General features: G+C 52.7%; 17 protein-coding genes. 10 read left to right on the forward strand and 7 right to left on the reverse strand.

Going from position 1 to position 20,108, the window contains the following annotated elements:
- Positions 1–7: 7 nt before the first annotated feature.
- Together BLW59_RS00545 and BLW59_RS00550 are read left to right on the forward strand one after the other, a co-directional pair.
- Positions 8–2,632 (forward strand): 3'-5' exonuclease, encoded by a 2,625-nt coding sequence (locus BLW59_RS00545; RefSeq protein WP_074695295.1) that lies wholly within the window; start codon positions 8–10, stop codon positions 2,630–2,632.
- A 159-nt stretch (positions 2,633–2,791) separates the two neighbouring features.
- Positions 2,792–2,974: a hypothetical protein gene (locus BLW59_RS00550; protein ID WP_029543993.1), complete on the forward strand. Its 183-nt coding sequence runs from the start codon at positions 2,792–2,794 to the stop codon at positions 2,972–2,974.
- A gap of 160 nt (positions 2,975–3,134) precedes the next feature.
- Here BLW59_RS00550 and BLW59_RS00555 read toward each other — a convergent pair whose 3' ends face one another.
- From BLW59_RS00555 to BLW59_RS00585, 7 genes are all read right to left on the reverse strand, one after another.
- On the reverse strand, positions 3,135–4,691 hold the full coding sequence (locus BLW59_RS00555; protein ID WP_074695297.1) for an ABC transporter substrate-binding protein: 1,557 nt from the start codon (positions 4,689–4,691) through the stop codon (positions 3,135–3,137).
- 32 nt (positions 4,692–4,723) lie between these two features.
- Complete coding sequence (locus BLW59_RS00560; protein ID WP_074695299.1) at positions 4,724–5,479, reverse strand: ABC transporter ATP-binding protein; 756 nt, start codon at positions 5,477–5,479, stop codon at positions 4,724–4,726.
- A 4-nt stretch (positions 5,480–5,483) separates the two neighbouring features.
- Positions 5,484–6,263, reverse strand: a complete 780-nt coding sequence (locus BLW59_RS00565) for an ABC transporter ATP-binding protein (protein WP_175463318.1) — start codon at positions 6,261–6,263, stop codon at positions 5,484–5,486.
- A gap of 3 nt (positions 6,264–6,266) precedes the next feature.
- Positions 6,267–7,121: an ABC transporter permease gene (locus BLW59_RS00570; RefSeq protein WP_074695301.1), complete on the reverse strand. Its 855-nt coding sequence runs from the start codon at positions 7,119–7,121 to the stop codon at positions 6,267–6,269.
- Positions 7,118–8,059, reverse strand: a complete 942-nt coding sequence (gene nikB, locus BLW59_RS00575) for a nickel ABC transporter permease (protein WP_074695303.1) — start codon at positions 8,057–8,059, stop codon at positions 7,118–7,120. The genes BLW59_RS00570 and nikB overlap by 4 nt, the downstream gene beginning before the upstream one ends.
- A gap of 112 nt (positions 8,060–8,171) precedes the next feature.
- Complete coding sequence (locus BLW59_RS00580) at positions 8,172–10,349, reverse strand: RNA degradosome polyphosphate kinase (RefSeq protein ID WP_029544003.1); 2,178 nt, start codon at positions 10,347–10,349, stop codon at positions 8,172–8,174.
- A complete protein-coding gene (locus tag BLW59_RS00585) occupies positions 10,346–11,866 on the reverse strand; it encodes a hypothetical protein (RefSeq protein WP_074695305.1) in 1,521 nt (506 codons plus the stop codon). The genes BLW59_RS00580 and BLW59_RS00585 overlap by 4 nt, the downstream gene beginning before the upstream one ends.
- 200 nt (positions 11,867–12,066) lie before the next feature.
- Here BLW59_RS00585 and BLW59_RS00590 point away from each other — a divergent pair, with 200 nt between their 5' ends.
- The 8 genes from BLW59_RS00590 to recO all read left to right on the forward strand — a co-directional run bounded on the left by BLW59_RS00590 (position 12,067) and on the right by recO (position 20,030).
- Positions 12,067–13,011 carry a hypothetical protein gene (locus tag BLW59_RS00590; RefSeq protein ID WP_074695307.1) on the forward strand — a complete coding sequence of 315 codons (945 nt, stop codon included), beginning with the start codon at positions 12,067–12,069 and terminating at the stop codon, positions 13,009–13,011.
- Positions 13,012–13,209: 198 nt separating this feature from the next.
- Entirely contained in the window at positions 13,210–15,282 is a 2,073-nt protein-coding gene (fusA, locus tag BLW59_RS00595; RefSeq protein WP_074695309.1) for an elongation factor G, read from the forward strand.
- Positions 15,283–15,509: 227 nt separating this feature from the next.
- Positions 15,510–16,127 carry a transcriptional repressor LexA gene (gene lexA, locus BLW59_RS00600; RefSeq protein WP_413778172.1) on the forward strand — a complete coding sequence of 206 codons (618 nt, stop codon included), beginning with the start codon at positions 15,510–15,512 and terminating at the stop codon, positions 16,125–16,127.
- 161 nt (positions 16,128–16,288) lie between these two features.
- Positions 16,289–17,290 (forward strand): PhoH family protein, encoded by a 1,002-nt coding sequence (locus BLW59_RS00605; protein ID WP_074695313.1) that lies wholly within the window; start codon positions 16,289–16,291, stop codon positions 17,288–17,290.
- Positions 17,291–17,755, forward strand: coding sequence for an rRNA maturation RNase YbeY (ybeY, locus tag BLW59_RS00610; RefSeq protein WP_029544014.1), 465 nt, complete (start codon positions 17,291–17,293; stop codon positions 17,753–17,755). It begins immediately after the preceding gene.
- Between the two features lie 35 nt (positions 17,756–17,790).
- Positions 17,791–18,708 (forward strand): GTPase Era, encoded by a 918-nt coding sequence (era, locus tag BLW59_RS00615; protein WP_074695315.1) that lies wholly within the window; start codon positions 17,791–17,793, stop codon positions 18,706–18,708.
- On the forward strand, positions 18,701–19,321 hold the full coding sequence (locus tag BLW59_RS00620) for a DUF502 domain-containing protein (RefSeq protein ID WP_051650312.1): 621 nt from the start codon (positions 18,701–18,703) through the stop codon (positions 19,319–19,321). Before era ends, BLW59_RS00620 begins: the two co-directional genes overlap by 8 nt.
- Positions 19,302–20,030 carry a DNA repair protein RecO gene (gene recO / locus BLW59_RS00625; protein ID WP_029544019.1) on the forward strand — a complete coding sequence of 243 codons (729 nt, stop codon included), beginning with the start codon at positions 19,302–19,304 and terminating at the stop codon, positions 20,028–20,030. The genes BLW59_RS00620 and recO overlap by 20 nt, the downstream gene beginning before the upstream one ends.
- Positions 20,031–20,108: the final 78 nt, after the last annotated feature.

Raw genomic sequence — 20,108 nt, forward strand, 5'->3', positions numbered from 1 at the left:
TGAAGGCATGGATTTATCAAAACTAAACAAGGAACAGAGAGAAGTGGCAGAGGAGCTGGAACAGCACGTGCTGCTGCTGGCCCCGGCGGGCACTGGCAAGACGGATACTTTGTCCTGCCGGGTGGCCAATATCATAGAGCAGAGCAGGGCTTTGCCTGAGGAAATCCTATGTCTTACCTTTACCAACAAGGCTTGCAGGGAAATGCGGGAACGCATTGAGGAAAAGGTCGGGGAAGCAGGGAACCGGGTAATAGTGCGTACGTTCCATGGTTTCTGCTTTGATCTCGTCAAGACTGAGGCCAAGCGGCATGCTGATTTCTTTGCAGATTTTGCCATTGTGGATGAGGTGGACTGCCAGAGCATTCTGCGGGAGGTCAGTGAAGGACGCTGGCCTTTGCGTGCTTTGCAAAGCCTGGTGGGACAGCTGAAAGAAAGCCGGGCTGTCTTTGGACTGGCGGAAGGTGCAGTCATGCCCGCCCGGGGAGAGGAAAGCACAGCAGGGCGGCGGCAGGAATATGAACAGGTCTTGCAAAGATTGCTGAAGGAAACACCTGAGAAGGTAAAAGCGCTGGCCATAGACGATCGCTATGAATTTTATCCCCAGCTTTACGCAGGCTGGCAGAAATGGGGCCCCGGACTAACAGCCGCCTATGACGAGCGGCTGCTTGATATGCATGGGCTGGACTTTACTGACCTTATCGTCAACGCCCAGCGTCTTTTGATGGATCCTGAGATTGCAGGCAGGTGGGCCAGGCGCTTTGCCTATATCAGCATTGACGAGGTGCAGGACACAAGTGAGCTGGAGTATGCTGTCATATCACGCATCTTTGGCATGAGCCGGCTGCTCCTGTGCGGGGATTATTTTCAGACCATTTACGAATGGCGTGGTTCCAGGCCCGAGAAGGTGCTCAGAAGCTATCAGCGGGATTATCACCCCCGGCGCATTGTACTCCATGAGAACTATCGAGCCACCCAGAAGCTTTTGAATGCTTCCTTTGCCTGTCTCCAGTCCTTCTTCCCGGAGCGGGTTTCCGCCCTCTATCCCGAAGGTCTGACGGCGGAAAGCCCGGAGGAGGGGGAATTCATCGAACTCAAAGGAGCCATGGAGTTTGCCGAGGAAGCGCAATGGATTTACTACCGCATTCAGCATTTACCTGTAAAGAATTATTCCAGGGTATGTATTCTTACCCGCAGCAACCGTTATAACAAAGATTTGTCTTCCCAGTTCCGCTCTCTGGGACGCAATCTGCCGGAAAACGAGCGCCTGCCCTTTATGCTCATTGATGAAATGCGCTTTTTCCGCCGTCAGGAGATCAAAGATGTGCTGGCCTTCCTGCATCTGGCGATGAACAGGCATGATGCAGCCAGCCTCATCAGGCTGCTTTCCCGCTTCGGCAGGGGCATAGGTCCCGCCACCATCAAGGCCATTGGGGCTGAGGAGGTGCGAAGGACAGGGCTGAAGCTTACGGACTTTTTGGAACTGGGGGCAAGGCGCACGGGAGATCCCTTCAGCGACTTGATAGAAGCCATGTCCCAGGGACAGGTGGTGGTCTTTGATGTGGAGTCCACCGGGGTGGACATCACCCGTGACGAAATCATTCAGATTGCAGGCATCCGCCTTGCTCCGGACGGCACTGTGGCTGAGGAATTCTATCGGAATTTACGGCCTGATAAGGGAGTGGGCCAGTCTGTAAGAGTGCATGGCCTTACAGATGCTTATTTGCAGAAACATGGAGAAAGTCCGCAGCAGGTGCTGGAAGAGTTCTGTCATTTTGCCAGAGGATGCGTGCTGGTGGGGCACAATGTCACCTATGACCTGGGAATTTTAGGCAGCGAGCTGGCAAGGCTGGGAATGCCACAGCTTGACTATCCCTGTTATTATGATACGTTGGAGATTTTCAGGCGGTTTTATCCGAACCTGCCAAACCACAAGCTTGAGTTCTTGTCTGAACATTTCCAGACAGAACATGCTTCCTCCCATGATGCTATGGACGACATACGGGCTACGGCAGATATACTGAATTATGCCCTGGCTCATGATGTAGTGCCACGCACTGAGGATAGGCAGGCTTATTTCGCGCAATGGCAGGGCATCTTCGAAGAAATGGCAGAGCTCATGGCGAGTTTCCGTCAGCAGGCACCGCTCCTGCGTCCCTGGAAGCTGATCACGGAGGTGGTCCTGCGCGGCGGCGTAAAAGAATATTACCAGCGCCACAAGGAGGAACAGCGCATCCAGAATCTGCGGGAGCTTTATTTGCAGGCGAGGGACCTTGACGATGTTTCCCTCTGTCCACTGGATGCTCTGGCAAGGTTCCTGCAGTATACAACCCTTTCCAATACGGAGCTGGAGGCGCTGAATCAGCGGTCTCAGATTCCCATCATCACGGTGCATCAGGCCAAGGGTAGCGAGTTTGATTACGTGTTTCTGGCAGGTCTGCAGGAAGGCACCTTCCCGGGATTCCACGCTCAGGAGAAAGGAAAGCTGCCAGAGGAACAGAGGCTTTTCTACGTAGGCATAACCAGGGCCAAAAAGCAGCTTTTTCTCTCCTGGACTCAGCGGCAGTATGGTCACAACCGCCATATAAGTCCTTTTATCCATGCCATACCCAGAAAATACCTGAAGAATGTGTAAGAATTAATAAAGAATTTTCAATAAATCTATTGAAAATAATAAATGAGATGTTAAAATAGAATTGGTTGAATCGGAGAGTGGCTTTCTCAAGGCTGATACACCGATTAGCCATTTATAAGAGAGGGAGTAAGGGACAAAGGATTTGAAAGGGGTATTTTCATGAAAAAGGTTATGAGTCTGGCTTTGGCAGCCGCATTTGTCGCAGGGGTACAGGGCATGGCTTTGGCCAGCACGCCGCAGATGGTCATGCTGGACGAAGAAGTTATCCTGGAAGTGGACGAGCCGGTAGAGTCCGGTGACATTCTCGTGGACGAGGATGGAGAAGTCTGGGAAGTCCAGTAAAGAAAATATCTGAAGTTTTTAAGAAAAGCACCCGTCCATGATTGTGGGCGGGTGCTTTTGGAATAAAGAGAAATGAGCAAGCATAGATAAAACGATAAAAAACTGCACGGTCAAAGAATCTTTGCCGTGCAGTTTTTTAGGTTGCATTGTCAAAACTTATTCATTCTACGTCCAGGTCAGCAGTCACCTGATAGTAATCGCAGGCATGGGAGGTGTAGTTCTTCACATTGGCCTTGGAAATCATGCTCATCTTCAGGAAGGAGCAGAAGACAAAGGCGTGGTCATCCAGGATGACTTGCTGCATCTCAAGGGCCAGCTGGGCGCGCTTGGCCGGATCGAATTCGCGGCTAAGCTGTGCTTCCAGGGCATCCAGCTTCTCGTTTTTGTACTTGCCCTGATTCTTGGTGGCATTTGAGGTGGCAAAGACAGTGAACCAGTATTCCGGGTCTCCTGTGGGTGCCTGGACATTGGCCATGGCATATACATCCCAGGCTTTGGGATCTTTCACTATCTGATTGTGGTCAGCAGTGTTGTTGACATCTATTTCCATGCCGATGTCCTTGAGGGTAGCCTGGACGGACTCTGCCAGCAGGGGCAACTCCTGGCGGCTGGGGTAGGTGAGCCATTTCACTACCAGTTTTTTGCCGTTCTTCTCGCGGATGCCGTCACCGTCGGTATCAACCCAGCCGGCAGCTTCCAGCACTTTCTTGGCTCCCTCCGGGTCGAATTTCTCGGCCTTCACCTTGTCGCCGCCGAAGGCAGGGCCTGCGGGGAAGACGCCATTAGCCGGGAAGCCGTTGCCATCCAGGAGCTTGGCCACGAAGTTTTCCTTGTCGATGCCCATGGAGATGGCCTGGCGCACAGCCGGGTCGGCGCAGACGGAATCCGGGTCGAAGTTCATCTTGCCGAAGAAGCAGCGGGAGGTGGAAATCTGGGAGATGGTGTATTTGTCATTGCGGAACAGGGGATAGCTTTCATAAGCCATGCCGTAGGCCGCCTGCACCTCGCCGGACTGGAGGGCATTGGAGAGGGTGTTGCCATCGGTGATGGTACGGATAGTGAGCTTGTCCAGCTTCGGCGTGCCGCCCCAATACTTCTCGTTCTTCTTCAGGGTCAGGTGGTCATCGGTTTTCATGTCCTCGACAATGTACGGGCCGGTGCCAGCTACGATGCCATTTTCAAAGCCTGCCTGCACATCGATGATGCAGCCGTAGGGGTCACCCAGGTAGTTGAGGAGAGCGGGCTTCGGCTCTGTGGTCCTGATGGTCAGCTCCTGGCCGTTGGCTTCGATGGAAGCGATTTTGAGATCCTGGGCTGCCCGTTTGTTGTTTTCAATCAGGTGATCCAGGCATTCCTTGACGGCAGCGGCATCCAGCTTGCGGCCGGAGGAGAAGGTAACGTCATCCCGCAGGGTGAACTTCCAGGTGAGCTCGTCTGTGTTCTCCCACTTGGTGGCCAGCCAGGGCTGGATTTCCATGTTGTCGGAGTACTTGATGAGCGTTTCGCCAATGCCGTAGCGGATGCAGGCCCAGCCAGCGTAGGTGTTGTGAGGGTTCACATCCGGCTCCTCGTTGGAGCTGTTGAAGGTAGTGTCACCGATGGTGAGCGCCTTCTGTCCGCCAGTAGTGGCAGCCTTGTCGCTGCCGCAGCCAGCCATAACCCCCAGACTCAGGCAGACGCCCAAAGCCAGGGCTGTGAGTTTCTTCCAGTTTTGCAAAATGATCCCTTCCTTTCAGAGAATAAGGTATATCATAGAACACTCTCAATCAGCTTCTTTGTATAAGCCTTCTGAGGGTGCTTTATAACGTCGTCAGGCGTTCCTTCTTCCACAATACTGCCTTCATGCATGACTATCACCCTGTCGCAGAAGTCCTGTACCAGGGCAATATCATGGCAGATAAACAGATAGGCCATCGTGCGCTCTTTCTGCAGCTGCTGCAACAGTTTCAATATCTCTGCCTGCACAGTCACATCCAGGGCTGAGGTGGCCTCGTCAAGTATCAGCAGCTTAGGCTCGATGGCTAAAGCTCTGGCAATGGCTGCTCTTTGGCATTGCCCACCGCTGACCTCATGGGGATAACGGGGGGCAAATTCTTTGGGCAGGCCACAGAGGGAGAGCAGTTTCAGGCATTCCTCAAGGGCAGCTGCTTTCTTCAGGCCGTGGTTGAGCAGGCTTTCCATGATGCCATCCCCCAGGGTCAGCCGGGGGTCAAAGCTTTCAATGGGGCTTTGGAAGACCATCTGCATTTTCTTGTAGGCTTCTTTGAGCTGCTTTCCCCTGGCATGGGTGATATCATCGCCCTCCAGGAAAATCTTCCCGCTGCTGGCATCTATCAACCGGGTGACAAGTCTGGCCACGGTGGTCTTGCCGCTGCCGCTTTCCCCGATGATGGCCAGCTTTTCACCCTGCTTCAGTGAAAAACTCACATCGTCCACTGCCAGGACTTCCCTCTCTTGGGAGAAAAAGACCTTGCGCAGGTGCTCTGCTTTCAGTATCTCTGCCAAATCCTCACCTCCTCAGCCTGGGCATGGCGTCCAGAAGTTTCCTGGTATAGGGGGAAGAAGGATTTGCCATGACCTCGACGGTTTTACCGTATTCCATGGCCCTGCCTCCCTGCATCACCAGCATCTTGTCTGCCATGGCCCGCACCACGCCCATATTGTGAGTCACTAAAATAATGGCGGTGCCGAAGAGCTGGCGGGCCAACAGCATTTCTTCGATGACCTGTTTCTGCACAGTCACGTCCAGGGCGGAGGTTGGTTCGTCGGCCAAGAGCAGCTTGGGCTTCAGAAGCATGGCAGCTGCCACTCCCACCCGTTGCTGCATGCCTCCGGAGAGCTCAAAGGGATAGCTTTGCAGGATGCGCTTTGGTTCCGCAAAGCCGAACTTCTCCAAAAGTTCCATAGCAGCTTTTTCAATCTGTCCCTTATCCTTATGCCCTTTGGCCTCCATCATTTCCTGCAGCTGCACACCCACGGTGCGGATGGGGCAGAAGCTGGCTCCGGCATTTTGGAAGATCATGCCGATGCCGCTGCCGGAGATGGCCCGCAGTTCCTCAGGCGGGAGGTCGGGCAAATCCCGACCTTCGTAATAGATATCACCCCTGGTTACCAGACCGTCCTTGCCCAGCATGCCCAGGGCGGCTTTCAGCAGGGTGGATTTGCCACTGCCGCTTTCGCCCACGATGCCCAGAATCTCTCCCTGTCCAAGAGAGAAGCTGATGTCCTGTACCATGAGCTGGCCGTTGTAGCTGACGTCCACGTGTTCATAGCTAATAATCTCTGCCACGGCTTACCTCCTGTTTTTCGGATCAAGATAATCCCGCAGGGTATCACCAAGCAGGTTGAAGATCATCACGGAAATGAAGATGGCAAAGCCAGGTGCCAAAGTCACCCATGGCTGGGTAGGCAAGAGATTGCGGGTATCGCTCATCATGCTGCCCCATTCAGGGATAGGAGGCTTGGCTCCAAGTCCCAGGAAGGAGAGTCCCGCCAGTTCCATCATCATGGTGCCGATATCCAGCATGGCAGTAACCAGGATGGGGCCGGAGATATTGGGCAGAACGTGCTTGCAGATAAGCTTCAAGGTGCTGCTGCCAGCCATTCTGGCTGCCTGCATATAGGCGGCTGACTGCTGGGCAAGGGTCTGGCTGCGTGAAAGGCGCGCGTATTTGGGCCAGCTGATGGCCGCCAGGGCAAAGATGGCATTGTGTACGCCGCCACCCAGTACCGCTGCCACAGCCAGGGCGAATACCAGCCCCGGGAAAGCCAGGAACATATCTGACAGACGCATGAGAATGGTGTCAACTTTTTTTCCTGCCCAGGCGCAGGTAATGCCAATGAGGCTGCCGAAGACGGTGATGAAACCAACCAGCAGCAGGGTGGATAAGATACTTGTCTTGCTGCCTGCGATGACCCTGGATAGCATATCACGTCCATAGCGGTCAGCTCCCAGCAGATGCTCAGAGGAGGGAGGTGCCTTGGCCAGGGAGAGATCCTGCAGATAAGGATCGTAGGGGCAGAGATATTCGCTGAAAAAAGAGGCGATGATCAGCAGCAGGGCCAGGGCAGAGAAAAAGCAGAGCTTCTTTTGCAACTTGTTCTGCCGTACTTTCTGTACGCGTATGGTGGGGGCTGCCTTGTTCATTTGCTGTTCACCCCCAGCCTTATGCGCGGGTCAAGGTGGTGGTAAAGGAGATCTGCCACCAGATTGACAAAGACATAGATAATGGCCATCCACATGACATAGGCCTGAATGATGGGGTAGTCACGCATATTGATGGCATCTACCGCCAATTTCCCCACACCGTCCCACATGAAGATGCTTTCAATAATGGCGGTGCCTCCCAGGAGGCTGCCGATGGACAGGGCCAGCAGAGTCAGGATGGTGAGCATGGCCGCTTTCATGACGTTCTTCCAGAGGATAATCCTGTCGCTTACTCCCCGGGCTCTGGCTCCCAGCACATAGTCCTTGTTCAGTTCCTCCAGCACGGCGGAGCGCACCTGCCGCATGTACTTGGCAGACATGGCAATGGAGAGAGTCAGGGTGGGCATGATGGCGCTTTTCACATCCATGCCGCTGGAAATCACCGGCAGCAGCCCCAGCTGGATGCCAAGGAATTCCATCAGCAGCATGGCTACGAAGAAATTGGGCATGGCATTGCCCAGGAAAGAGCCAAAGCGCAGGCAAAGGTCAGGTATGCGGTCATGTTTCACAGCCGCTAAGATGCCCAAGGGCAGGGAAATAACAACCGTCAGCCCGATGGAAAGGGCTGTGAGCAGGAGGGTGGCAGGAAGTTTTCTGAGGAAAGCCGCCAGCACATTTTCTCCTGTCACATAGCTTGTGCCCATATCCCCGTGGAACGTGGCCCAGAGCCAGTTGATATACTGTTGGAGGAAGGGCAGGTTCAGCCCTAGTTCCGCTTTCTTTTCATCGATGATTTCCTGGGCTACTTCCACGCCTCTGTTGGTATACATCTCCGTCACCGCATCGCTGCCCGCCAGGTACATGAGCAGGAAGGACAGGAAGGTGATGCCAAAGAGGATGGGGATGAGCTGCAGGAAACGCTTCAGTGCATAATTCAAGGCTGGCAAGGCCTCCTTTTCTAAAAGTCAAGAATGATAACAATAGCATACAAAATAACAGGGCAGAATTTAAGCCCCCCAGGGGGTTAGAAACCCAATGGGAGGCTTGTGATTATTCCTCATGGTGTCCTATCAACGGCTGGAACACTTCCGGCTGCTGCCGGGCTTCTTCTTCAAGTTTCCGCAGGCGGGCGCTGTGGCGTTCTGCCTGGTCGATGAACTGGGCTTGGGAGTTGAAGGGCTGCTGGCCACGGCGGTCCTGGCGGACGAAGGTATCATCCCGGAGCACCCTGCCCTTGATATTGTCAGCCCACATATCGTCAAAGATCTTGTAGAGCCGCTCACGCAAATCATCCTGCTGCACGGGGAACAAGAGCTCCACCCGGCGATTCAGATTGCGGGTCATCATGTCAGCGGAGGAGAGGTAAATATCCTCCAGCCCCTCGTTGTAGAAATAGTAGATGCGGCTGTGTTCCAGGAATCTGCCTACAATGGAATGCACCTCAATGTGGTCGCTGACTCCCGGGATATCCGTGCGCAGGCAACATATTCCCCGCACGATGAGCTGTATGGTCACGCCTGCTGCCGAAGCCTCGTAGAGCCTGGCAATGACGTCCGGATCTGACAGGGAATTCATTTTCATGCGTATTATGGCCGGACGGCCGTTCCTGGCGGCTTCCATCTCCCTTTCTATTTTCTTATAGATAAAGGTGCGTATGCCTCCGGGGGAGATATGAAGCTTATGGAAATAAGGGGGGCGAGAGTAGCCGGAGAGCATGTTGAAGATATTGGTGGCGTCCACCCCCATGGCCCTGTCGCAGGTCAGCAAGCCTATATCCGTGTAAAAATGGGCCGTGACATCATTGTAATTGCCGGTGCCAAGGTGCAGGTAGCGACGTATGCCATCATCGTCCCTGCGTATCACCAGGGCAATCTTGGAATGGGTTTTCAGGCCAACCAGACCGTAGATAACATGGCAGCCGGTTTTCTCCAGCTGCTTGGCCCAGCGCACGTTGTTCTGCTCATCAAAGCGGGCCTTGACTTCCACCAATACCGTCACCTGCTTGCCGTGCTGGGCTGCCTTGCCCAGGTATTGGATAATGGGGGAACTGGCGGAGACGCGGTAAAGGGTCATCTTGATGGCCAGCACTTTTTCGTCGTTGGCGGCCTGGTGGATGAAGTTGATGACAGATGAAAAGGAGTCATAGGGGTGATGCAGCAGGAAATCCTGCTGGCGGATGGCGTCAAACATATTGCCATGAACGGAAAGTTCGGCGCTTTCCCTGGCCTTGGGCATCTGCAGCTGCAGGCGGTGGAAACTGGAAAATGGTTTGTACCTCAGCTCCTCATGACCTTCGATGGCTCCGGGCAGCTTCTTCAAAAAAGTCAGGTCAATGGGGCCATTGATGCGGTAGACCATGGAATCAGGCACCTGCAAGGTCTTGATGAGATGGTCAGCCAGTTCCTCGTCCATGGTGCTTTCCACTTCAAGCCGCATGACAGAGCCATGCTCACGTTCCCGTAGCTGGGTCTGCACCGCCCTCAGGAGGTCGGAGGTATCCTGTTCTGCCACGTCCAGATCCATATCACGGATAACCCGGTAGGTGCTGGCATTGTCCACCTGATAGCCATGGAAAAGACTGGTGAAGAACTCCCGGATAATATCCTCCAACAGCACGAAATCATTGGGGGCATCCGGCAGGCGCATAAAGCGTGGAAAGAGGTCAGGCACCCTTAGTGTGGCAAAGGCCGAAGCATTGCTTTCCTCGTCCGTCAGATGCAGGGCTATATTCAAGGAATTGTTCTGCAGGAAGGGGAAGGGCCGTGAGGAGTCATCTGCCATGGGGGTGAGCACGGGGTAGAGTTCGTCATTGTAGTAGCGGCGCAAAAATTCATACTGATGTTCTGACAAGTCACCCATCTTGAGCAGGTGAATATTCTCTTTGGCCAGCTGGGGCACCAGAGAGCGGTTGTAGGTAGAGTAGCGCTTTTCTACAGCCTGGTGCTCTCTGAGGTTTATTTCCCGGATTTGGTCAATAGGGGTGAGACCAGCCAAATCCAGGGAGTCGATGTTCACTGCGTCCAGCTTGATGAGGGAGGCAACCCGCACCATGAAGAACTCGTCCACATTGCTTTGGGAGATGCCCAAAAAGTTAAGCCGTTCCAGCAGTGGATTTTCCGGGTCGCGGGCTTCTTCCAGCACCCTGTCGTTAAAGTCCAGCCAGCTGAGCTCCCGATTGGTGTAGTAGGCTGTATTCTTGAAATCTATCTTGTCCTTGATTTTTGTCATGCGTCGGTCCTCCTCTGTTTCAGGCTGGGCTTGATGCCGTAGAGTTCGTTGAACAGCTGGGCTTTTCGATTGAAGGCCCATTTTTCCAGGGAAAGGTCCTGGGGTGAAAAGGCTGTGAGAATCAGCTGTTCATTCTTTAGGGATACTGTGAGCTTGCTGATCTTTTGCTGATGGGAATCGTCCAGGGCGTCTGCCAGGCGAAGGATGGCCACCAGCTTGGCAATGGTCATTTGCAGCTCCGGGGGCAGGCTGTGGAAATGCAGCTGGTCAGCTCCCGGAGACTCCGTGCTGTGATAGCGGGCAATTTCTGACACAATGGTGTTTTCCTGATCTGACAGCCCAATCAGGGGATTGGCTTCCATAATGTAAGCGCTATGATGATAGTGGTTGTGCTGGCTGATGGCATTGCCGATATCGGAAATGGTGGCGGCTATGCTCAGGAGCAGTCTTTCCCGGCTGCCCAATCGATGGAGTTTTTTCAGCTGGTCGAAGATATGCAGGGCCAGTTTCCGCACCAGGCTGCGATGAGCCTCTTCTTTGATATAGAGCTGGGCTATGTTTTCTGCCGAGGTCTGGGTGATAATGCCGTAGTCTTTATGGGTGAAGCCAAAATCTGCTCCTGTCTGGATGGCCAGTCCATCCATGATGTTCAGGCGGGTGAGGTAAAGCTGCTGCGCCTGGGTGTAACTGAGAAGCCTTCTGGCAATGAGAAAGCCGGGCAGGATGCGTCCAGAAAGACTATCTTCTACATGGAAGTGGTCGCAGATATACTGGCTGGAAGCCTCTCCTGCCTGTTTGAGCTCCTGGCTGAAGGCCGCATAGGGCAACTCTGTCAGTCGTTTGTTAAGAGGCAGGTAGATATTGTTGAGGGCGGCAAAATCCTGCAGGATCAGACAGGTGTCAGGTTCGCCTCCTGCCAGTTCTGATTTCAGATAATCCAGCTTGCTGGAGATGTAATCGTCAAGCACCTCATTGGGGTCGTTGGCAGAGTTGCGCAGAGCCTGGGAAAGCTGGTCCAGCTCCAGATACCCCAGGCCGATATTCCAGGCCTGCACGAATTCCTCCTGGCTGAACTTGAAAAGGGTCACTGCCGCAGACCCCATGTACAGGAGATACACCGTGCGTCCGGCAAAACTGTGGAAGGCCTTGGTATGCCCCATGAGAGACAGGGCCCGAAAGTAGTTTATCTGACTGGTATTAAGCCAATTGACTTTGACACCGGAACGCAGGAGAATTTGCTCGGAGAGATACCTGGCGCTCACATCGTCTATGAGCTGCTGGCTGGCCCAGAACTTGTAAGACTTGACCCCGTAGTCTGCCATAAGCTGCAGGAAGCCTGTGAGGGAAAAGACTATCTTGGTTATCTCATTCTGGTATATTTCCGACTTGTCCGCCGTCTGCACAAAATTGGCCGAGGTTACCCGCTCGATGAGCTCATGGGTCTTGAGGTTTACAATCATGAGTTCCAGCCTGGTGGTGCTCATGTAAATGATACCGAATAATTTCTTGCCTGCCATGGGCCTCCGACCTTTCCATTATCTAATATGATACCCTGAATATATTATAACGCCATTGTGGAAATTTTTCTGCAGGAAAATCTGTCTGAAATTACAATCATGTGTAGAAGGAGTTTTTAAATAAAGTGGAGAAGTTTACTCCTTGAGTTGAGAACATACTGACTTCAGCCCATGGGGGCGGTATACGAGGAGGCGCAAGCATGAAGAAGTGGAAGAATGCCTTGGCAGCTTTTGTTGTGGGAGGTACGCTGCTGGCGGGAAGTCCTGTCCAGGCAGCAGAACCAGCCCAGAATGGTATGGCGGCCTTTAGAGAAGCATATCAGGCTGTATCAGATGATTACCGGGTCTTTGATGAGGATCTGACCCTCTTCGGGCCAGCGTTCCATGTGGATCTGGACAGCCGGGGACAACTGGCAAAGAATGGCTCCCTGCTTCTTTCTGGCAATCTGAAATTGATGTTTACAGATCAGGATTCTGGCAAGATAAATAATTTTGAGATTCCTTTCTACTTTGATCACAACTCTAAAGCATCAACTTTCTACATCCAGTGGGGGGAGGAGTGGAACAAACTTTCCCTGCCTGGCACTGATGAAATATCAGATGCCCTGGAAACCACGCCAACAGAAATAGCCGAGAACATGGCGCTGGTCAAATCTGTGGAGTTAGTGAAGGATACTGTGTCTCAGCGCAGCATGAAGCTGACTCTGGATGGCAGGAAGCTGGCCGCACTGGTAGCAAAGCACTGTCAGGAAACCTCGAAGAACCTGACTCCTGAGGAAAAAGCTACTCAGCAGCTGCAGGTAGAGCGTCTCACCAGGGCTTTTGAGTCTGTAGATCAGGAAGTTACCTGGGTAGTTGACAAGAAAAATTGGCAAACTATAACCGCTGGCGTAAACCTTACGGGATTGATGCGAGCCTATGCCAAGGTCGTGCTGCAGGAGGCGGCAGATGGCAAAACTGTGCTTTCAGACGGAGAACGGGAGTTTTGGGAAACCTTGGGGTATTACGCAGAGCTTCACTCCTATACCACCTATCCCACGGATAAGGCAAAGGTAGAAATACCCGCCAAGGTGAAAAAAACGGCTGCAGAATTGGATTTGCTGAAAGAAATAAAGGAAGGAGCAGCTGCTCAAAAAACTGAGTAAGCATAAGTTCACCGCATACTTATTTCTAGATAGGGTCCCTGTTTGCAGGTTATGGCATGCAGGGGCCTTATTATTTCATAATTTTTTACGAATCTTTTTGAAGCAGAAGGAATCCAGGATTTTTCAGAGAATAAGGAAAATATGAAACATATCAGAGAATCACACCTGGACATCGAGCTTTAGAAGGAGGAAGATTCGATGAAAATGTACAAGAGCACGAACATAAGGAATGTTGCAGTGGTAGGCCACGGTAAGACAGGCAAGACCAGCTTGCTGGATGCCTGTCTCTTTGATACCGGGGCAGTGAAGAGGCTGGGCAGTGTCGAGGAGGGCACCAGCTCATTGGACTATGAACCTGAAGAAAGCAAGCGGGGCATGACTATCAGCACCAAGCTGGTGGCCTGCGAATGGGGAGAGTTCAAGCTGAACTTCCTGGAGACTCCGGGTTACCCGGATTTTGTGGGCGATGTGAAGGGGGCCCTGGCAGCAGCCGACAGCGCCCTGATCCTTATTTCCGCCACCTCCGGCATTGAGGTGGAGACGGAGAAACTTTGGCAGTATGCCGAGGAAGCCGAATTGCCCAGAGCCTTCTTCGTGAACAAGATGGACAGGGAACATGCCGACTTCACAAGCGTGGTGGAGGAACTGCGGGTGCGCTTTGGCAGCGGGGTAGTGCCTGTGCAGGTGCCCATCGGCAAGGAAGCGGCCTTCCAGGGCGTGGCAGACCTTTTGACCCTGCACATGAAGATCGTGCCCAACAGGAATGACCATGAATACATAGTGGCAGAATTGCCGGAATACATCAAGGGCGAGGTCGAGGAAGCCCGCCAGCAGCTGATTGAGGCTGTGGCTGAGTTCAACAATGAGCTCATGGAGAAATACATAGAGGGCACGGAAATCACCGAAGTAGAGGTGGCTGCCGCCCTTATCGAAGGCATCCAGGCCGGGAAAATCTTCCCTGTGTTCTGTGGCTCTGCCAAGCAGAATGTGGGTGTCAAGAACCTCATGAACGGCATTGTGGAGTATATGCCTACGCCGTATTTCAAGGTTTCCATCGGCACCAGCCCTGCAGACGGGGAAATCAAGGAGCGCAAGACAGAAGATCCCTTCTCTGCCCAGGTCTTCAAGACCATCGTGGATCCCTTTGTGGGCAGGCAGAGCTTTATCCGCATCCTGTCCGGGGATATGAAGGGCGATGCTGCTTACTATCATGTGAATAAAGATGAGTCTGAGCGCATCGGCACCCTGTTCACCATGCAGGGCAAGCAGCAGTTCAATCTGGCTCAGGCTGCAGCAGGTGATATTGTAGTTACTTCCAAGCTTCAGGAAGTAAAGACTGGCGATACTCTTTGTGACAAGTCTGATCCCATCCAGTATGAGGCTATCTCCTATCCTGAGGCCATGCTGGAAATGGCGGCATCTGCTGGCAAGAAGGGTGAAGAGGACAAGGTCTTCTCCGCCTTGGCCAAGCAGCAGGAGGAAGATGCTACCCTTATTGTCTGCAAGAATAAGGAAACCAGGGAGACACTGCTCCGTGGCATTGGCGAGGTACATCTGGAAATCCTGGCGGAGAAGTTGGAGCGCAAGTTCGGCGTGCAGCTGAAGCTCACCCAGCCCAGGGTAGCTTACCGCGAGACCATCCGCAAGAGTGTGAAGGTACAGGGCAAGCACAAGAAACAGAGCGGCGGCCACGGCCAGTATGGCGATGTGTGGCTGGAAATCAGCCCCCAGGCTGCCGGCGAGGGAAATGCCTTCACGGAAACCATTTTCGGTGGCAGTGTGCCCCGCCAGTATATCCCAGCGGTGGAAAAGGGTACAGAGGAGACTTTGGCAGGAGGCGTACTGGCAGGCTATCCCGTGGTGGATGTGAAGGTCAATCTCTATGACGGCTCCTATCATGCCGTGGATTCCTCCGAGGCGGCATTCAAGACTGCGGCAGCCCTGGCCATCAAGAAGGGCATTATGGAGGCAAGTCCTATCCTGCTGGAGCCTATTGACAAGATTACCGTGACTGCCCCCGAATATTACATGGGCGATGTCATGGGCAAACTGAATTCCAAGCGGGCCCAGATCATGGGTGTAGACAGCAAGGGCAAGGACATGAGCGAGATCCAGGCCAGGATTCCCGTGGCAGAGCTTTTCAAGTTCGCTACGGATCTCCGTTCCCTGACCCAGGGCCGCGGCTCTTACAGCCTGGAATTCTCCCACTACGAACCTATGCCGGAAAAAGCAGCTGAGAAAGTCATTGCTGAGTCGACGGCAAAGGAATAAAAGAAAAACGTATAAACTGGAATAAGCAAACAGAATCGCAGGTCATTTAGCGGCCTGCGATTTTTTGCTTGGCAGAAAAAATTCCTTTTAATCTTTCAGTTGCATCGTGACATCATTGACAAGACAGTTGATGGAAGTATTTCTCGTAATCTGATGGACAAAAGTCAATAAAGGTGATAAAATACTAAGAGAACATATGTGCGCAAGATCTCGAAAGGATGTTTGAAGTGCAAAAGAAGAACAAAACATCTGCTGAGAGGCAGGAACAAATATATGAATACCTGAAAAAATTCCAGCGTGAGCATGGTTATCCCCCTTCTGTGCGGGAGATAGGTGCAGCAGTGGGGCTGAAGTCTGCCTCTACTGTACATGGATACCTGCGCTGCCTGGAGGAGCGCGGCCTTATAGAGCGTCAGCCGGATAAGCGGCGCGCATTGGATATTGTGGGAGAAAAGCCCCGGCACGATTTTGTACGCGTGCCGCTGGTAGGGACCGTAGCTGCCGGAGTCCCTATCCTGGCCGAGCAGAATGTGGAAGATGTTTTTGAGCTTCCCAAAAGCATGGTGCGCAATTCTGATGATGTTTTCATGCTGAGGGTGCATGGCGACAGCATGATCAACATTGGCATTTATGAGGATGACTTTGTCATTGTCCGTCAGCAGGCTGACGCCTGCAATGGCGATATTGTAGTGGCTCTGGTAAATGGAGAAAGTGCCACTGTCAAAAGGTATTTTCTGGAGTCTGACTGCATAAAGCTTCAGCCGGAAAATGATGATATGGAACCTTTTTATGAGCGTGATGTGCGTATTTTGGGCAAGGTCATTGGTGTTTACCGGCAAATGTGAGACAGCTTTTTCTACTGCGGCATGCTGAACCTGTTTTGGTTTGGTATGCCGCAGTATTTTTGGCTATGGTTAGGTTCAGCTTGATTGACAAATGCTTCCATTGCGGTAAAATGTTACTTATATATTGTAGAATTGTATAGAAAAGCGGGTGAGGATTTCTTTTGCAGCAGGCTTTAGAAAAAATAGTATACTTCCAGGACAGGTCAGAGGCTTATGCGCTCTTAGGGGCTCAGGATGAGTTCTTGCAAATGCTGACTGAGGAGTTTGACTGCCAGATGGTCAGCCGGGGAGACCGGCTGGAAATCCTGGGAGAGGCTGTGGAAGTGCAGGGAGCTGCTCATGTCATGGAGGAGCTTCAGTACCTTTATCGTCAGGGCACAGCTATCACCAGCCATGAAGTGAGTTACAGTATCATGATGGTGCGTCGTGGGGAAGCAGAAAAGCTGCATGCCATGTTCGGAGAGACCATTCTGGTGACAGCCCGCGGGAAACAGGTGAGACCCAAGACTTTAGGCCAGCGGCTGTACCTTGAGACCATCAGGAAAAACTCCGTAACGCTGGGAATTGGCCCTGCGGGAACTGGCAAGACATATCTGGCTGTGGTAATGGCAGTGGCAGCCCTGCGCAATAAGGAAGTCAAGCGCATTATCCTCACCCGCCCGGCTGTGGAAGCAGGGGAGAGGCTGGGGTTCCTGCCAGGCGACTTGCAGGACAAGGTGGATCCCTATCTTCGCCCCCTTTACGATGCTCTCCAGGACATACTGGGCATGGACGCCTATCAGAAGCTGATGGCGCGGGGGACGATTGAAATAGCACCGCTTGCTTATATGCGTGGCCGCACCCTTTCCGATGCCTTTGTTATCTTGGATGAGGCTCAGAACACCACCACCAGTCAGATGAAGATGTTCCTTACCCGCCTTGGTTTTGGTTCCCGCATGGTAGTGACAGGGGATCTGAGCCAGGTGGATTTGCCACGAGGCGTAAGCTCCGGACTCAGAGAAGCCAGCAAGGTGCTGGCAGGAGTGAAAGGCATTGGCATTGTGCGCATGGCTCCGGTGGATGTGATACGCCATGATGTGGTAGCCCGCATTGTAGAGGCTTACGGCAATTACGAAGCAGGCAAAAAGAGCAGTGAAAAAGTTTTAGAAAAGCAGGAAAAATAAATGGACGTAATAATCAGCAACTACCCGGAAGAATTGACCTTTCCAGAGGAAATAGAGGCCAATGTCAGAGCGGCGGCAGAAATGGTGGGCCAGCTTTATGGGGTGGAGAATGGCGAAGTCAGCGTGACTCTTACCAATAATGCGTATATCCACACCCTTAACAAAGAGTACCGGGGCATTGACCGGCCTACAGATGTGCTTTCTTTTGCCCTCAATGAGAGTGAGGAGCCGGAGATGGTGGACGGCCCGGAGGTCAATATGCTGGGAGATTTGATCATTTCCGTAGAGAGGGCAGAGGAACAGGCTGCGGATTACGGGCACAGCCTGCGGCGGGAAGTGGCTTTCCTCACAGTGCATGGCATGCTTCATCTTTTGGGCTATGACCACATGGAAGATGAAGAACGGGAAGAGATGGAGGCAGAACAGCGCTTTGTGATGGAGAAGCTGGGCATTCCCCGCGAATGAGCAAGAACGTTTACCAAATAGATGGAGGAGGAAAAATGGATAACCTTTCCAACAAGCAGCACAAATCCGGCTTTATTGCCGTAATCGGACGGCCCAATGTGGGCAAGTCCACTCTGATAAACACCCTTATCGGCCAGAAAATAGCCATTATGAGCGATAAGCCCCAGACTACCCGCAACCGCATTCTTTGCATCCTGACGGAACCGGATGCCCAGATTGTCTTTTTGGACACGCCGGGCATTCACAAGCCTAAGCATAAGCTGGGCGAGTATATGGTGAAGTCTGCCGAAGGCACGCTGAAAGAAGTAGATGCTATCTTCTTTGTGGTGGATGCCACTGAGAAAATGGGACCTGGCGAGTATTATATCCTGGAGAGGCTTCAGGCTACTCACAGGCCTGTCATCCTGGTGGTGAACAAGCTTGACCTCATTGAAAAGGAGCAGGCGCTGCCTATTATTTCCCACTACACGGAGAAATACCAGTTCGCAGGTGTGGTTCCCATTTCCGCCAAAGAGGAAACCAATCTGGACGGCCTGCTGGCTGAAGCCAAGAAATATCTGCCTGAGGGACCTCAGTACTATCCTGATGATATGGTGACGGACCAGCCGGAGCGGTTGATTGTGGCTGAGCTTATCCGCGAGAAGGTGCTGCACCTCACCCGTGACGAAGTGCCTCATGCCATTGCGGTAGAAACTGATGAAATGACTACCCGCCCCAATGATGATGTCTATATTCGCGCCACTATCTTTGTTGAGCGCGACTCACAGAAGGGGATTATCATCGGTGCCAAGGGTGCCATGCTCAAGGAGATTGGCGGTCTTGCCCGCACGGATATTGAAACCCTGCTGGGTTCCAGAGTTTTCCTTGACCTGTGGGTAAAGGTCAAGAAGGACTGGCGCAACCGCACGGGAGTCCTCCATAACTTCGGTTTTGGAGGCAAGGACAATGCCTGAAAATGACGAGCGCCATACACCTCTTTCCAAGCTGGTGTCACGCCGCTTCATAAATGGCCTGATACTGCTGGTGCCCTTGGCAATCACCATCTTCGTGGTGTTGGAAACCTTGAACTTCACAGAGGGTGTGTTGGGCAAGCATCTTCCCTTTTATTTTCCGGGCATGGGCATCATAACCTTGGTGCTCTTTGTCTATTTGACAGGCTGGCTTTCCTCTTACTGGCTTACCAAGCGCTTCATCGGCTATGGAGAGTGGGTGTTGGGCAAGATTCCTGTGGTGAAGTTCATTTACAACTCAGTTAAGCATCTTTCCACAGCGGTCTTTGAGTCCAACAGCATGTTCGAACATGTGGTGCTGGTGCCTTTTCACCAGTCCAAGGCCTTAGGCTTCATCATGGCTGATGTGCCCCAGACCTTGAAGGCGGAACTGGGAGAGGATTACGTCTGCGTGTTTGTGCCCTGGAGCCTTAATATGACCTCCGGCACCAACCTCTTCGTGCCCAAGAAGGATGTCATCTATCTGGATATCAGCAGCGAGTCAGCCTTGCAGTACATGCTGACGGCAGGGGCAGTTATGCCCAAGAAGGTGCATGATGGCTCTTTACCAGACTGAGGCAGTGGTAGTAGGCGCCAAGAACTGGGGGGAGGCAGACAAGATGGTCACCCTCTTTACCAGGGAGCGTGGTCTGGTAGAGGCGGCGGCCTTTGGCTGTCGTCGTCCAAGGAGCCCGCTGGCAGCAGGCATGCAGCTGTTTTCTTATTTGGAACTGCAGCTGGCAGAGGGACGGCGCCTTGATACCGTGAAGCAGATTCAGCTAAAGCGGCATTACAAGAAGCTCAGCGAGGATTTGTCCGTCATGGCCTATGGGGCATTGGTGGCGGAAGTAATGCGTGAATTCATGCCTGCAGGCGTGCCTGAACCGAAGCTTTTTGCTACACTGCTGGAAGTATTGGAAGCCTTTGAGCAGCGCAATCCCAGGGTTACAGCTCTGGCTGCGATCCTGCAGATCATGGAATTTACGGGGCTGCAGCTTCACTATGAGCACTGTCTTCATTGCGGCAAAAATGTGGAAGGTGATGGCGCCTTTAGTATCATAGAAGGCGGAATTCTATGCGATGAATGCAAAGTTGACGGACTGATGCCCTTTCCTGAGAAGCTGCGCAAAACAATTATCGCCTTGCGTGACTTGAACTGGCAGGATAACGGCTCGCTTAAGCTGCAGGGAAGCCTTATCATGCAGGCGGAGCAAATTACTTTGAGTCATCTGCAGAATCTTTTGGGACATAGCCTGAAAGCCATGGATTTCATCAATCAGCTTTGATATCGACAAAATGACTGCCCCCGGGCTGGATGCTGTTGCAATCCGCCCGGGGGCAGTCATTCTATTGAATCAATATTA

This window comes from Selenomonas sp. KH1T6, assembly GCF_900108415.1.
GTDB lineage: Bacteria > Bacillota > Negativicutes > Selenomonadales > Selenomonadaceae > Selenomonas_B > Selenomonas_B ruminantium_A.